Genomic DNA, 16572 nt, shown 5'->3' on the forward strand with positions numbered 1-16572 from the left:
AGTTCAGCCCCGACCTAATCCCCCTGACGCCGGGGACCAAGATGTCACAGGCCGGGACATGGCAAATAAGCCCGCCCGTTCGCAGGCAGGCCACGGGCGGGGGACCGGTTCATATGACAGACGCCGCAAGGCGGGAATTTGTTCCCCGTACAGGTGTGATTTTGCAGATTTGTTCTGGCCGGGGTGGAAAAATACCAGATCCGCTGCGGATCTGCTTGCGCCTTGGCCAGGCTTGCCCCGTTGTCACGACCTTATTGCGGATCCGAGCGCTGCATGATGCGGGTCATATGCCGGGCCATATCCTGCACATTCGGCTCCTGCAGGATCGACAGATGGGATCCGGGCACCTCGATCAGCTCAAACCCCGCCGCCGCCACCGGCGCCCAGCCCAGCCCCTGGGTCAACGCTTCGGGGCTGTCAAACAAATCATCGCCAGCCCGGAACACCGTCAGCGGTGTGGCCAGCGGGTCCGGCGTGTAGCGGTCCACCGATTGCTGGTTGGCCGCGATCAGCGCCTCGATCGACAGGGAGCCACCGCCGCCGGTCCACTCCAGCCGCCGCCGTTCAAAGGAATTGCGCAATGTCTCAATCCGGTGGCGGGCCACATGGCCCAGATAGGCCGGCCCCATCCGCCGGAGCAGCCCCAGATGAGCGCCCAGTCTGGCCCGTCCCTGCACCCGGCGGCGCCCCGCTGGCCCTTCGGCATCAAACAGCGCCAGCACGCCCAGTTCGCGCCCCGCTTCCAGCAGCTGGCGCGCCAGTTCAAAGGCAAAATAACTGCCCAGAGACACCGCCGCCAGATGCACGACCCCGCTGGGGTAATGGGTTTGGATTTCCTCCAGATACAGTTTTGCGGTGGCGCGCACCCCGGTGGGGGTGCGGCTGTCCAGCAGACCGATGCTCAGCCCATACACTGGCTGATCGGGGCCGAGAGCGGCGGCCAGCGGGCGATAGAATTCCTCGTTACGGCCCAGCACATGGACGCCAAACAGCGGCGCGCGCGCCGTGCCATCCTGAATGATCACCAGATGATCGGGCAGGGTGTGGCCTTCCGGTGTTTCCGGGCTGTCGCCGCCCTCAGCCCCTTCCGTCAGCGCCGCCGCCAGCGCCCGGGGGCTGGGGGTCAGATGCAGCGCCGCCAGGCTCAGCCGCTGGCCCAGTTCCGCCTCGATCCGGCCAATCAGCCGCATCGCCAGCAGGGAATGGCCGCCGCGATCATAGAAACTGTCATCCACTCCCAGATCGGGCTGGCCCAGCACATCCGCCATCATCGCCATCAGCTGTTCTGCCAGCGGCGAGGGCGGGGCGGTGGTGTCAATCGCAGCGCCGCCGTTGCGACGCAGGCGCAGGCCGCTTGATGCCGCCGCCGGGGCGGGCAGGGCGGTCATGTCGATCTTGCCCCCGGCAGTGCGGGGAAACTCCGCCACCGGCACCAGCGCCGGGCGCATATGGGCAGGCAGATCGCGCTGCACGATCTGCTGCAGGGCCGCCAGATCCGGGCGGATATCGCCAGCTGCGTCTGCCGCGCGATCCTCTCCGGCATCCCGGGTGCCCCGCACCCAGCAACAGAGCTGCGCCGCCGGTCCGTCCTTGCCATGCACCGCCACCAGCGCCTGCACCTCCGGGTGGGCGCGCTCCAGCACCTGCTCCACATGGCGCAGATCAATGCGAAAGCCGCGCAGTTTGACCTGCCGGTCCTGCCGCCCCAGAAAGGCCAGCGTGCCATCACCGCGCCAGGCCGCGCGATCGCCGGTGCGATAGATCCGGGCGGCGGGGCAGCTTGCCTGGTGCCCCCCGCCCGTGTTCTGCGGCGCAAAAGGATCAGGACGGAACACCCGGGCGGTCTCCTCCGGGCGGCCGATATAGCCATCGCTCACCGCCGGGCCGCCGATCCACAGATCCCCGGCCACGCCATCCGGGGCGAGGCTGCCATCCGCCGCCAGCACATAGGCGCGGGCATGGGCGGTGGGGCGGCCGATGGGCACATCTTCATTCGCATTCACCCGGTGCCCCTGATCCAGACCCGGATCATGCAGCGTACAGGTGATGGTGGTTTCCGTCGGCCCGTAGCCATTGAGCCAGCGCACCCCCGGCACCAGCTGCTGCCAGCGCGCCAGCGCCTGCGGGCTGACCTGCTCCCCGCCGACGATCACCAGCCGCACTGAAGATGGCAGGCTGCGGCCACTGTCGGCCATCACATCGCACAGCACATGCCAGAAGGCGGTCGGCAGGTTCAGCACCGTCAGCTCCAGCGCCGCCACCCGGTCCAGAAACAACCCCGGTGCCCCGATCATATCCGGCGCGCGCAGCACCACGCAGGCCCCGGCCAACAGGCTGGGCAGAACTTCCTCAATGGCGACATCAAAGGACAGGCTGGCAAATTGCAGCATCCGGTCATGGCTCTGCAGGTCAAAGGCGGCCGTGATGGCGCTGGCATGGGCCAACAGCGCCCGCATCGGCACCCGCACCCCCTTGGGCTTGCCGGTGGAGCCGGAGGTATAGATCACATAGGCCAGCCGCCCCGGATCCGGAGCTGGTCGCGTGGGGGGCGTTGGTTTCTCAGGGGGGTCAAGTTTCGCATCAGGCGCCACCCAGACCAGCCCCTCCGGGGTCAGGGCGGCATCGTGTCTATGTACAGATTTCCCTTTGTTAGATCCGGTATCAGGCCCTGTTACCGTGCCGTAATCCGGCCCGCCAATGCCCAGCCCCGTGCCGCTGTCCTGCAGCATATGGGCAATCACCGCCGCCGGGTAGGTCGGGTCCACCGGCAGGAAGGCCGCCCCGACCTTCAGCACCGCCAGCATGGCAATGATGAACTCTGGGCTGCGCGGCAGGCAGATGGCGATGATATCACCAGCCGCAGCCCCCTGCGCCTGCAGGACCACCGCCAGAAGGTCGGCGCGGGCCTGCAAATCGGCATGGCTCAACACCGCGCCCTCGGGGGCCATCTGCAGCGCCGGGGCATCCGGCATCCGCGTCGCCGTCGCCTCCAGCCGGGTTGCCATACACGGCGGGGCTGCCGCCATCTCCCGCGCCAGCATCTGCGCCAGCGCCGGCTCCGGACGCCCCTGTTGCAACAGCTGGGTCGCCTCGGCCTCCGGCAGCATCCCCAGATCACGCAGCGCCATATCCGCAGGTGCTGTGGCCAGGCTCTGCAGCAGCTGACACAGATGATCCAGCATCCGCTCCACCTGGCTGGCCGGCAGCACCTCGGGGTCATATTCCAGCATCACAAGCGGTTGGGCATCACCATAAACCGCCAGGGTCAGCGGCATCGCGCCCTCTTCGCGCAGCTCCACCCGGCGATGCTGCCAGGGGCTGTCTTCCTCCACCCCCAGGCTGCGCATCCGCATATTCAGGCTGTCGCGTTCAAACATCACCATAGTGTCAAACAGCGGCACGCTGCCCGGCAGCCCGCACCAGCGACGCATATCCGCCAGCGAGGCCTGTTCATGCGGGCGCAGCGCCACCGCATCGCGCCGCAGCGCCGCCAGCAGCCCGTCCACGGTTGTTGACCCGGATAGATGCAGATGCAGGGGCACCGTGTTGATCAGACAGCCCACCGTGCGCCCGCAGCCCTCCAGGAGATAGCGCCCCGACCGGGTGACCCCAAAGACCGCCATTTCCCGCCCGCTCCAGCGCGCCACCAGCAGCCCCCAGGCGGCATGGATCATATTGGCCAGGGTGGCTGCTCCTGCGCCCTGTGCCCCGGATGTCTCCGGCAGGGTCTCATCCGCCACGGTGACTTGCGCGGCGCGCTGCATCAGCGCGCGGCGCAACTCGGCCGGCAGCTGCCGCCGCAGGATCTGCTTGCGGCCATGGTCCGCATCATCCGGTGCTGCCACAACGGGCCGATCATCCGGCCCGGTCAGCCGGGCGATCTGGTTCGGGGTATCAAACCCCTCCAGATGCGCCCGGAAAAACGCCTGGCTGGCCGGCTGTTCTGACACTTGCGCCACCGCCGGGCTAAAGGCATCAAACCCGGTCACAGGCGCAGTCGCGGCAGGCAGATCGCCCCCGATCAGCGCCGCAAAGACATCTTCCAGCACCACCGCCATACTGCGGCCATCGACCAGCACATGGTGAATGGTCCAGACCATCACCGACCGGTTCGGCCCCAGCCGCGCCAGCATCACCCGCCAGGACACCGCCTGCTCCAGCGCGCAGCCACGATTGCGATCCTCGGTGAGAAACTGCTCCAGCCGCGCGGCCTGATCCTCTGTCTCCAGCCCCTGCCAGTCCTGTGTCTCCACCCTGACCTGATCGGCGGCCGCATCCACACCCGCGACCTGCAAGACCGGCAGCGGACGTCCCTGCCACAGCACCGCACTGCGCAGCACCGGATGACGCGCGCAGACTTGCTGCCAGGCCACCCGCAGGGCCCTCGGATCTGGCGCTTCGGCGTCCAGATGCACCACGATCTGTTCCAGATTGACCCAAGGCCTGCCCGCGGCGGCGCTTTCATACAGCAGCCCCTGCTGCATCGGGGTCAGCGCAATCTCCTGACCGCTGCTGTGACCGTGCTTCCGGTCTCCGGGCCTCTCGGCGGGGTGGCCGGTGCCAGCCCCAAAGGGAGCCTTCATCGCGGCCCGGATCTCTGATTGTGATTGCGCCTGTGGCTGGGCCTGCGAAAGATCACTCATAATGCCCCCTACCTGACACCGGGTTTGGGCCAACCCGGGCCATACCTCTTCATGCTGTGCCGCCCCCGGATCATCCGGGTATCACGTCACTCTTAATATCCACTTTTTAGCGGTCCCCTCAGGCCAGGATCACCCCCATGATCCCCGCCGCAGACCCAAGGATATCAGACCGGGGGATGGGCAAGCAACAAAACACCTGTGAGCGAGACTTGAACCGCGCGCCCTATTAGGCTTCAGGGTAGGTGGCGCATCTCATTGCCTCCATCATCTTTTCGCGGAACACTCCGCCGGTGTTTTCTCGGTCCTAGATAGTTGCGTGGCGTGTTGTTGAAACACTCACCGATCATCTTCATATCATGATCAGTGAGTGCCGTGATGTCGCGCCTGCGGGGAAGCAAGCGCCTTACCCTGCGATTGGTGCTCTTGACCGCGCCTTTCTGCCAAGGTGAGAAATGGATCGCGGAACCATGTATGCGTCCCGTCTTTCGTGTCAGGTGGAGCAGGTCACGGATCACGTTCATGATTTTGATCATCACCGGCTTTGTTCACTTGTTAGGGTTCTTCAGCAGTACTGTGAACCGACTGACGCGCTCGACCAGCGATGTAACGTTTAACTGACCAAGGTTCTCTTAGAACAGCATCAAATCGCCTTCCCAGTGACCGCAATGCTTTTCGATCCTCACACGACCTGAAATGTTCCTAGACGCACAAATAAACTATTCCGCGACGTGCGAACAAAGACCCCCTATTTCCTGCCACATTCGCCTAGCCAGTATTGCCTTGAAGATGCGAATGGTTGGAAATACCTCATTTGGTGTAGTGTTGGAACATGGCGGGGCAGCGCGGAGACCTCACATATCGCAGCACTAAACAACCATGCTGGTGGTCTTTTCGCAGCGTTCGATCGCGGTGTCTCAGGCTTTTTCTGTGCACGTCGCGCTAACGGCCGTCGTTGCGTTTATCGGTCTACTGATAGCGTATTCAGCGCGCGATGCAGGTTATCTGGCTTGGCAGGGGGCTTGGCAAACTTGGCGTTGTGACGCTCCTTGAACCCTTGCAGATAGGCGTTTCCAGCCTCCATGTCAGAGATGCCTGCGATGCGTAGCTCTTTGACCAGACGGTCCTGAAGCGTGCGATTGGCGCGCTCGACACGGCCTTTCGCCTGGCTCGAATTGGCACACAAAATCTCGACATTTAACTCGCTCAGCGCGCGCCCGAACTGGGTGATCCGCGCACCGTCTTTGGCGTCTTCCTTGGCGACACGGAACACAGTGTGTTTGTCAGAATAGAATGCGACCGGACGGCCATGTTTTTGCAGATAGCTTTCCAAAGCCTCGAAATAGCTGAACGTGCTCTCCGACTGCACGAACCGCAGCTCCATCAAGGTGCTTGTGGCATCATCGATGAACACAAGCAGAGTGCAAGGCGGAGCGCGGTCTTCAAACCAACGATGGTCAGACCCGTCAATCTGGATGAGTTCACCGAAGCATTCCCGGCGCAAACGCGGTTGGTGAATCTGTCGGCGCTGCTTGCGGGATAACCAAATGCCGTCTTCGACCATCCCATGCACAATTTCCCTCAGTCTTTTAGGGAGAGTGACACTTCTGCTTTGCTCAGTGGTGACATTATCGCTTTGCGGCTACAAATAAGCAGCCTCCTAATACATCTTATGTTAAATAATTCCCACATAAGGCCCTGCGACCCGCAGACAACAGACACATAACAAAGGGCCGCTCGAGAGAGCGGCCCTTTGTTGTTCACGGCTCTGGTCGGGCGTGGTGCGGATCACTCTGCCGGGGTTTTGTGCTGCACCAATGCGCCCAGAACCTGCTCCAGCGCCGCCGCGTCGCCGCCGCGCAGGCAGGTCAGCGCGGTTCGTGGCAAGCGGCGTTTGGCACGCAGCAACGGGGTCACCGGGCGCTTGCTGTCATGGGACAATTCCGCGCTGATCAGCCGCGCCCCCAGAGCATCCTGCAACCGTGCCACATGGGCCAGGTCCAGCGGATGGTCGCCATGGATTGCATAGATCCGGGCCGCCTTGTCACAGCCCGCACAGGCGTCGCGATAGGCACCGCTCCAGTCCAGCTTGCGCGCGGCCGGAAAACGGATCTCGCCGGGGATCAGATCCTCGGCCAGGGTGGTGATCGGCTGCAACGCCACCACGTTTTCCGCGCCGATCAGATCGGCAAAGGCCATGGCGCCAAAGGCCCCCATACCGGAGCCCAGCACATGCACCTTGTCAAACCCGGCCATCCAGGCGCGGGTTTCGGGTGCCCGAAAATACTGTTCCAGATCCAGCGGACGGTACCAGTTCTGCTGATGCGGCAAGACCGACAGCACCGCATAGCCGGATTTGATCAGGAAACGTTCGCCAAAGCCCGGACGCAAGGGATCCTTGCGGTCCAGTGCCTGGCCTGCCCCTTCAAAGGTGACAACCAGCTCCCGCGCGTCCTCCGGATGCAGCCGTCGCATGGCATAAGACGGGGTCAGCGTGGTGGTCGGCCACAGCCCCTCCGGCAGCGCTTCTTCGGGGGCCTTCTGGCTGCGGATCGCGCCCAGATGGCCTTGCCGGTCCACCGCAGGCACCGGCTGCGGCTCGTCGGGCACGATGGTATCGACCTCCAGCCCGTGTGCAGCCAGTGCCGCCACATATTCGGCGTGGCGCTGGCGATAGGTCGCCTTCATCGTGTCCAGCATCTCGGGCGACAGATATTCATCCAGCACCGCCTTCAGTCCCTTGCGCATGAATTTCTGCGTGTTCAGCGCCGGCAGGCCGAAATGCTCGGTCAGCTCGGCCACACGGTTGTCATGCTTGAGGAAGATCGCCGGCTGGCCCGCCTGCAGGGCCGCCACCCCGCCATGGAAGCGGTCACCGATATAGACATCATGCAGCATCGCTGCCTGCCGCCAGGCGCCGGCCTCGGAGAAGTAATAATAGCGGTTGAAATCGACCTTATGGCCGCATTTGCGGCTCAGCCAGCGATTGAGCATCTCAGGCTGGGCAATATTATTGCCCTCATTATAGCCAAACCGGTCCTTGATGAATTTGCCATAGGCAAAGATCTCATCCTGGAACACATAAGAGGCGTCGATCTTGTCGAAAGCCTTGGCCAGTTCGGTGCCGCGTTCAACGATGGCGCCGTCGCGCATGGAGAAATGGCCTGCGGTCATCACATTGGCCTGACGCCCCTTGGACTGGGCCGCGGCCCCGTCGATGGCCATGATCGACTGCGGATAGACATAGAGACTAGGGCAGCCCAGCACGGTGGTGTTCTCCAGCCCGTTGTTGGCCAGCCACTCTGCCGTCTGGGTGCCGCGCACCCCGAACAGGTTGGCCCGCTCATTGAGCAGCGCCAGAAGATCGCGGTTGCCAGGCATCAGATCCGTGAAGGCATGGCTGCCCTGCATCCCGGCCCCCAGCACCACAAAGGGCACCCGCCCATCCAGCGCCTCCAGCGCGGTAAACAACCGGATGCCATCGTGATTGGGGCGGATGAAATTGGCCAGCGACACCACGATCATGTCGAAATGCTCGGCGATGGTCTCGGCATAGCCCTCACCGAGGTTTTTCTGCAGATTGGCGATATTGCCCACCGCCGACCCATCCGGGTCCTTGCGCAGGCTGCGCGCCGGGGCTTCGGCATGGATGATATTTCCGCGATTCCCGGTCAGCTTATGCGCCGGTTTCAGACCGAACAACGTGTCCGTCACCGTCGGCGGCACGCCCAGGATACTGGACAGCGCCGGATCCGGACGGTGGACCGAAAGCACAGGAGCATGGAAAAGGATTCTCATATATCACCAGATGTTACTCGCCATAGCCTCCGCAAACGGATGGTATGGCCTATTGAAAATAGGGGGTCGGCAACCGCGCTTTTGCGCCTCCGGCAGCCGCAGCCCCCGGGATTGCTGCGTTGCGCGCATGTTAGCGCCGTGACCTCTGGGAACAAGCCCGGAAAGATCCGGCCCGCCCTTGCAGGTGAAACCCTGCCCAAGCCTGCGCCTGCCGCTTTTCAAAGGGTTGCGCCTGCGGCGCTCTCGCGGCATGGATAGGATATGAAATTTCTCTTTGTGCACCAGAACATGCCCGGCCAGTACCGGGAGATGATCCAGTGGCTGGCCGATCAGGGCGAGCATGAGATCGTGTTTTTGACCCAGCGAAACGATGTGAAGCTGCCCGGCGTCTCCACCGCGACCTACAAAAGCCATCACCAGCCCGCTGCCGATGCCTATGGGCTGTCCAAGGATTGGGAGGCCGCGGCTGGCAATGGCATTGGCGCCGCCCTCGCCGCGCGCCAGCTGGAGGCCAGAGACGGCTTCAAACCCGATATCATCATCGGTCATACCGGCTGGGGGGAGCTGACCTTCATGAAAGAGGTCTGGCCGGATGTGCCGATTATTGGCTTCTTTGAATATTTCTACCGCACCACTGGGGGGCTGGTTGGCTTTGATCCGGAAAACCCTCCCGGCGAACACGCAGGGTTTTTCGCCCACGCCCGCAACACCGTGCCCTTTGCCAATATCGATGTGGTCGATCTGGGCCACAGCCCGACCTACTGGCAGCGCGACCGCTTCCCCAAGAGCTTTCACGACAAGATCTATGTCAGCCATGACGGCATCCGCACCGACCGGCTGCAGCCGGATGCCAAGGCCAGCATCGGTCTCGGCCGCCTGCCCAAGCCGCTCAGCCGCGACGATGAGGTAATCACCTATATCGCCCGCAATATGGAACGCGCCCGTGGTTTTCACGTGATGATGCGCGCCCTGCCCAAGATCCTGTCGGACCGCCCCAATGCGCGGATCCTGATGATCGGCGGCAATGAGACCTCATATGGGCGCGAAAGCACCCACCCCGCAGGTCTGCGCGGCGAGATGGAGGATGAGCTGGGCGACAGCGTCGACTGGAGCCGGGTGCATTTCCTCGGCCGGGTGCCTTACGGCGATCTGTGCAAGATTATCCGCATCAGCCGCTGCCATATCTATCTGACCATGCCCTTTGTGCTCAGCTGGTCGTTGCTGGAATCCATGTCGATGCAGGCCACTGTGGTGGCCGCCGATGTGGAGCCGGTGCGCGAGGCGGTGACCCATAATGAGACCGGCATGCTGGTGGATTTCTTTGATCCCGACGCGCTGGCTAATCAGGTGGTGGATGTGCTGGCCAATCCCGGCGCCTATGCCCATCTGGGCCCCAATGCCCGCGCCCATGTGGTGGAAACCTATGATTTCCTGACCCGCTGCATGCCTGAGCACGCCCGCCAGATCAACGCGCTCCTGCCCGCCAGCAAGCAGCTGAAGATCTGACCCCTCACAACAGAGAATACCGATCACGGGATGATCTGCGTCGACCAGAGGCCCAGCCCCCCAGCATGAGCCCATGGCCGACGCAGTCCCGACCTGCCCTGCCCCAATCGGTGGGGTCAGGACAGGAATTGCTCCGACGCCCAGATCGCGGCCTGAGTGCGGTTCTTGGCGCCAATCTTGCGAAAACAGGTGCGCAGATGCACCTTCACCGTGGCCTCGCAGATGCTCAGCTCATTGGCGATGGATTTATTGGTGGCGCCGTCGATCAGCTTGGTCAGGATCAGCCATTCGCGCCCGGACAATCCGCAGGCCGCAGCCGAAGCCGGCATCCGGCGCAGATCCGTTGAAACGGTGGCGCCAGAACGGCTGGTTGTACCCCCTGTCAAAGCGCCTGTGCCAGAACCGGATTGCGGCAGACTGCCATTGATCCGATCCGCAGGCACAGTCTCTGCAAGCTCCAGTTCCGGTGGTGGGGCCGTCGACAGGGTCTCTGCCGCGCGGTCGCCCCCCGATGTGGTCACATCCGCCGCCCGCAGCGCCGCTGAGATATCCGATGGCACAATCCGATAGCCGCTTTGCACCACCCGCAGGGCCGCAATCAGCGCCTCTGCGGATTTGCGTTGTGGGATCACCGCCTCAGCGTAGGCGCTGAGCGCAGTCTGCATGCTGGTGGAACATTCGCGCCCCATGATCAGGATCAGCAGAGAGGCGTCATTGCCCTCTTTGAACTGGCGCAATTCCTCCACCAGCTCCGGTCCCGTTTCATGGCTGTAGTATAAAACCAGATCATCAATCCCCAGCCCCGCGAGCGTCGACAGCTCATCGCAGCAGGTCCCGATCTGGTAGTCGTTGCTCTGGCAAATGGCCAGAAACATGTCGCGCAACAAGCGACTCTCGCCCACAATATGCACAGGCATGATATACCCCCATACTCTTAAAAAATCTGATCAGAACACGATCAGATGGTCTCAATGAATGATCTCCGGAACAGGGAGGTCACTGGGCTTTGGTGCGGGGTTGGAACATCCCGCCCTGGCCCACGCGGTGCAGCTGCGACCCCCGTCACAGATGGCACCCCGGTCTTGTCTTATGTGTCTGTCCTGTCCTTTCGATCAGATGATGGCCGTTTTTCAGACCTCGCCTGCCAGGGTGATCCCTCAGCCGACGGCCCGACCGGTGGTTTGATCGGGTCTTCCAAAATGACGGGCCCCAATACCTCTGGCCCCTGCCTCCAAATCGCAGCCCATATCGGCGCTGCACCGCTTTGCGGCACTCCAAAATAGCCCGAATCCATCCGTTTTTGTTAAAAAACTTACCTCCTGGATAGATGTTGGCGCCATCAGGCATCTCTCCTAAAGTATTGTTTTTGATATAGGCTTTTGTTTTATCAACAGGAATATCCTCATCTGACCTGAATCCAAAGATGTGGTAATTTCTCAATTTCAGGCCATATTTCGCAAGACTCGACAACCTGAGCGCGTATTATTGTGTCGAATCCTCACGCCAAAGATGGAATCACTCTCCCTTTGCTCCCGCAGACGCAGCGCCCATACCTCTTCTGAGGTAGGTCTCTCAGATAGGCCCTCACAACAGGCGGATCTTCGCCAAAATGTAACAGTCTGAAATATATAAATATTACTGAAATTTCAGAAGGCAGTTCAGACTGTGACTTGTGGGTTACCCTGGGTAATCCCGCTAGATATTGATGAAAACTCAATGTCCTGCGGGTTCTCCCACTGGTTGATCATCAGACAGCCCCCTAACAGCTCCGAATCGCCTCCTCCGAAGGGGTACGCCCTCTGCGCAATTTGACGGCACCGGCGATATGCTAGGCTGGTTCATATTCGTTTTGATATGCCGGGGGGCAACATGAATGTGTTCGGGGGCGCCGTGATCCACACGGGCGAGATCGCTTTTGCGCGATCGTTTCAAAGACAAGTTTCATCCATCACAACCACTGCCATAGCTGAGATCGACTGCACCGGACCTGCGTCTGCAGGACCACGCCGTTTGCTGGTGACCACCTGCGAGACGGCCAGTGACTCCCAGAGCAATGCAGTTCGGGGCAGTGCAGTTCGGGGCAGTGACACTCAGACCGCGCGGGCACAGGGCAGCCGCAGCAAAGGCACGCTGCAGGCTCTGCTGCGCAGCGGATCGCTCTGCCATTGCACGCAGCTGCATGATCCGCAGGGCCACCCCAACAGCTGGCCGGACTGGCTTGATCCTGCGGCCCTGCGCGCGGATGCCTCTGGCCACAGGTCTGGCCGCTGGGTGGTGTTTGCCTGCCGCTTTGCCGATGGCAGCGAGGACCGGATCGCGCTGCATCTGGAAGGCAGCCAGCATGATGCCCATTGCATCGAGATCCTGCCTGCGATCTGGCCGCTGGCCCGCGAGGATGCGCTGCGCGAGATGCTGACCAGCACGCCGGAGCCCAAAACCGCGCGCGACACCTCCGAGGCGATGCTCTGGACCATTTCCACCAAAAGTGACAGCGCGGTTCTGGTGTTGGATGGCTCCGGCCGCTTGCTGGATTGCAATGAAGCCGGCTGTGACATGCTGGCGGCGGGCAATCTGCTGCGCAACAGTGACGGCGTGCTGCGCTGTGCCAACAGCAGTGAGACCCGCGCCTTTTATGCCGCAGTGCAAGACTGCGCCAAGACACCGGTTGAGGCCTCCGTCGGCGCCCATACCCCACGCGGCAGCGCCAGCCAGGAGTTGATCCTGTTCCTGCAGGATGCCAGCACGGGCATGCGGCTCCCGGTCTCGCTCACCTGTTATCTCTGTGCCGACACCCATCATCCACTGGTGGTCGCCATCCTGCCGCGCCAGCCCGACCAGCAGCGGATCGAGATGCTGGCCCAGAAAATGGGCCTCTCCCCTTGCGAGGCCCGAGTGGCCGCGCTGATTCAGCTCGGCCTCTCCAACCGCGAGGCGGCACATATCGCGGGTATCAAGGAACAGACCTTCAACACCTATGCCAAGCGGGTGCTCTCCAAGCTTGAGGTCGCCGGGCGCACCGAAATGGCGCAGCGGCTGACCTGGCAGGCGTCACTGGGGAGAGCGTCATGAACAAGGTGACCCATGAGAGCCTCACCCAGGGGCCACCCGCGCCGGTCGCGCCGACCTCAGCCTCAATCGGCGCCGCCGCCCTGGCCGCTCAGACCCGCCGCACGACCGAGGTCAGCGCGCACTCCGGCAGCCCCAGTGAGCGGTCCGAGACGCGCGAGGACAAGACCATCCACGCAGCGGAGACCCCATCAGACAGACATATGGAGAGTGCCACGGACACCACAGACAAAAACGGCCCAGATCAAAACCCGACAGATGCGGGCCAAAAAGCGATCGACCCGACAGCGACCGGCCTGACAGATGCGGGGGCCGCCGGGTCGGCTCTGGCGCCGGGCGATCTGGAACAGCTGGCCGCGCATCTGCGTGGCGGTCCCCAGCCGCTGGGCACCCGTGGCGATCTCATCGAACTGCACAAGCGGATCACCGGGATGTTTGCCACCCTCAATGACGGGCTGGGCGAGATGTACACCCAGAAGGCGGACGCCGACCGCAAGGCGCTGAGCGCCCGCATGGACGCGCTGGAAGACGCGGTGAACCGGATGGAAGGCGCGCTGCGCATCGAACTGGAGCCGGTGCTGCGCGACAGCTTTGCCAAGGTGCTGGCCAAGGACACTGCCGCCCGCCGCCGCAGCCCGGGGCAGCGGCTGAAGCGCGGGATCACCAAAGGCGGTGGTCTGGCCCTGATCCTGGCCCTCGGGCTGGCGGCGGGCACGCTCTATCACAGCCGGATTGCCACCGCCTCAGGCACCGTGTGGAGCGCGGCTCAGATCCAGTGGGCCAGCTTTGTCGACTTTGTTGAAACCACAACCGGTGACCCGGGTCAGTAACTGGGTCACACGCAATAATAGACTCTAACAAAGGAAAAAGAGTCTCCCTTTTTCGGGGGCGCCATATCTCTTTCAGGCAGGGTCTGCTGTCCCAAACCCCTGCCTGGCACAGAGAGCCGTAGAGAGGCCCCGTCTGACTGCCGGCCTGTCCCACAGATCTCGCAGCGGAGCCAGCCGGGCCTCTGACACAGCGCCCCCGAAAACCGACAATTTGACGAAAATTTGTCCCCATTTGGGGGCATCCGCCCCGCCCGATTTGCGGTGCAATCACCATCAGAGACCCAAGCGGTCTTGTGTCACTGGCCAGGTCCCACACCCAATTTTCCCTGGTCAGATTTCTAAAGGGGGTCGCGTCGGGGGGCGCATCACACTCCCGGTATATTAATTAGGAGGATGTTTAAGATGGGTAGACCAGACGAAGGTTCCGACTGGGAAGTCTGTAATCCTGAATGCGAAATCGAATTCAGCGATGACAAGTTCAATCCCAATTACAACGATGGCACCACGGAACGTGGCGGTCGTGATGGCAATGTCATCAATCTGAACGACCATGATGCCGGTGACAACGCCGCCGCTGGCGGCGGCAATGATGCCGTCTATGGCAACGCGCGCAACAACCGGCTCGAGGGTCAGTCCGGCCAGGACTATATCGAAGGCCGCGGCGGCAATGACGCCATCAGCGGCGATGGTGGCAATGACACCCTTTATGGTGGCAATGGCACCAATGCGACCCGCGACGGCGATGACTGGATCGATGGCGGTGACGGCTGCGATTACATTGACGGTGAAAACGGCAATGACTCGCTGCTCGGCGGCAAGGACCAGGATACGGTCTTTGGCGGCAACGGCAACGACCAGATCTTTGGCGATGACGGCGACGGCGACGAGACCAATGGCGACGCCGGCGATTACCTCTATGGCGATCTGGGCGACGACTGCATGGACGGCGAAGGTGGCGATGACTACATGTGGGGTGACCGCGGCGGCCGCGCTGGCGAATCCCGTTTTGACGGGGACGACACCATGTATGGCCGTGGCGGCAATGACCGGATGAACGGTCAGGGCGGTGATGACCGTATGGCCGGTGGTCTTGGTGACGACCTGGTGATCGGTGGGTCCGGCGATGACGAGATGTTCGGTGACGAACGTCAGGCGCAGGGCGATGATCTCGACTTTGGCTCTGACAGCGGCCCGGTTGGCAAAGGCCCCAATGAAGACGGGCATGACTGCATGCTGGGTGGCTCTGGCCATGACACCATGGATGGTCAGGGTGGCCGTGACACCATGTTCGGTGAAACCGGCGACGATCTGATGCAGGGCGGCCGCGGCCGTGACCTGATGGATGGTGGCGAAGGCCGTGACGACGTCAATGGCGATGCTGGCAAGGACACGATCCGCGGCGGCAGCAACAACGACGTGCTCGAAGGTGGTGCCCAGGGTGACCTGATCTTTGGCGACCATGCCCGGGTCAAAGGCTATGACATCGATTGGGATTGCTGCGACGACGACGACAATACGGCGGTTTCTTCAGCGCACACCAGCGATGAAACCGATCTGCGTCCCGTCGACTACCCCGATTGCTACACACCGCAGGACTATGGCGAGGCGGGCAATGACCGCATTCGCGGTGGCTCTGGCCATGACACCATGTACGGCGAAGCCGGCAATGATGTCATCATCGGCGGTCGTGGCTTCGATGTCGGCTATGGTGGCACCGGACGGGACCGTCTTTATGGCAACCAGGGCAATGATACGCTCTATGGCAACGAAGGCGATGACTGCGTCAACGGCAATGTCGGCGACGACCTGCTGTTCGGCAACTCCGGCAACGACACCGTCAATGGCGGCGATGGCGATGACCTGATCTACGGCAACAACCAGGCCGATACACTGAACGGCGATGCCGGCAATGACACCATGTATGGCGGTCATGGCAATGACCTGATGAATGGTGGCACTGGCAATGACGTCATGAGCGGCGGCGACGGCGAAGACACCGTCAACGGCGATGATGGCGACGACCTGCTGATGGGTGACAACCGTGCCGACGAACTGAACGGCGGCAATGGCGATGACGTTCTTCTGGGCGGCAACGGCAAAGACGACCTGAACGGCGACGCCGGCAACGACTGCCTCTATGGCGAAGTTGGCGATGACGATCTGGACGGTGGCCGTGGCCATGACTTCCTGGATGGCGGCGAAGGCAATGACACGCTGCATGGCGGGGCCGGCAACTTCAACGACTACCTGAAAGGTGGCGCGGGAGATGACGATCTGACCGGTGGCAATGGCAAGGATGTCTTCATCATCGACCTGACCTGGGATGGAACCTCCTTCAGCTCCGGCGATGGCATCGACTGCATCAATGACTTTGACATTGATGAAGACCACGATGTGCTGGCCTTCCGCGTCACCAATACCGGCGGCGGCAACGGCACTTCAGACGGGGCTGCGTTTACGGCTCTCGATGATGTGGCCAGCGTCATGGATGACGGCACCGACACCACCATTTCCGTTGGTGGCGCCACTGTGGTCATCAAAGGTCTGAGCAATGTCAACGGCTTCACCTCCCTGGGACAGGATGCCCTGCCCTCCGGTGGTGTTGGTATCAATGCGATCACCACAGGTGATGCCGGCAGCTACGAAGCCATCCGCGTTGTCGCCAGCGATGACGGCTTTGATGACAGCTATGACAACATCTGGGGTCACACCATCTGAGCCATAAGGAATGA

7 protein-coding genes and 1 pseudogene are annotated in these 16572 nt (G+C 62.3%); 4 read left to right on the top strand and 4 right to left on the bottom strand.

Features of this window, described 5'->3' with window-relative positions; genetic code table 11:
* Positions 1 to 251 precede the first annotated feature (251 nt).
* From J4721_RS19235 to J4721_RS19245, 3 genes and pseudogenes are all read right to left on the bottom strand, one after another.
* Positions 252 to 4643, bottom strand: a complete 4392-nt coding sequence (locus tag J4721_RS19235; protein WP_211003392.1) for a non-ribosomal peptide synthetase — start codon at positions 4641 to 4643, stop codon at positions 252 to 254.
* A gap of 979 nt (positions 4644 to 5622) precedes the next feature.
* Positions 5623 to 6204, bottom strand: a pseudogene (locus tag J4721_RS19240) (ISNCY family transposase); the annotation flags it as partial.
* 224 nt (positions 6205 to 6428) lie between these two features.
* Positions 6429 to 8438, bottom strand: a complete 2010-nt coding sequence (locus J4721_RS19245; RefSeq protein ID WP_102884772.1) for a polysaccharide pyruvyl transferase family protein — start codon at positions 8436 to 8438, stop codon at positions 6429 to 6431.
* Positions 8439 to 8699: 261 nt separating this feature from the next.
* Here J4721_RS19245 and J4721_RS19250 point away from each other — a divergent pair, with 261 nt between their 5' ends.
* Positions 8700 to 9944, top strand: a complete 1245-nt coding sequence (locus tag J4721_RS19250) for a glycosyltransferase family 4 protein (protein WP_076621152.1) — start codon at positions 8700 to 8702, stop codon at positions 9942 to 9944.
* Positions 9945 to 10060: 116 nt separating this feature from the next.
* Here the strand turns inward: J4721_RS19250 and J4721_RS19255 are convergent, their stop codons facing one another.
* Positions 10061 to 10861, bottom strand: coding sequence for a LuxR C-terminal-related transcriptional regulator (locus J4721_RS19255; RefSeq protein WP_211003391.1), 801 nt, complete (start codon positions 10859 to 10861; stop codon positions 10061 to 10063).
* A gap of 1099 nt (positions 10862 to 11960) precedes the next feature.
* Here J4721_RS19255 and J4721_RS19260 point away from each other — a divergent pair.
* The 3 genes from J4721_RS19260 to J4721_RS19270 all read left to right on the top strand — a co-directional run bounded on the left by J4721_RS19260 (position 11961) and on the right by J4721_RS19270 (position 16558).
* Positions 11961 to 13013 (top strand): helix-turn-helix transcriptional regulator, encoded by a 1053-nt coding sequence (locus tag J4721_RS19260; protein ID WP_371816100.1) that lies wholly within the window; start codon positions 11961 to 11963, stop codon positions 13011 to 13013.
* Positions 13010 to 13840: a hypothetical protein gene (locus J4721_RS19265; protein WP_211003390.1), complete on the top strand. Its 831-nt coding sequence runs from the start codon at positions 13010 to 13012 to the stop codon at positions 13838 to 13840. Before J4721_RS19260 ends, J4721_RS19265 begins: the two co-directional genes overlap by 4 nt.
* A 402-nt stretch (positions 13841 to 14242) precedes the next feature.
* On the top strand, positions 14243 to 16558 hold the full coding sequence (locus J4721_RS19270) for a calcium-binding protein (protein WP_211003389.1): 2316 nt from the start codon (positions 14243 to 14245) through the stop codon (positions 16556 to 16558).
* Positions 16559 to 16572 lie beyond the last annotated feature (14 nt).

The sequence above is a fragment of the Phaeobacter sp. HS011 genome (assembly GCF_018101215.1).
GTDB lineage: Bacteria > Pseudomonadota > Alphaproteobacteria > Rhodobacterales > Rhodobacteraceae > Phaeobacter > Phaeobacter inhibens.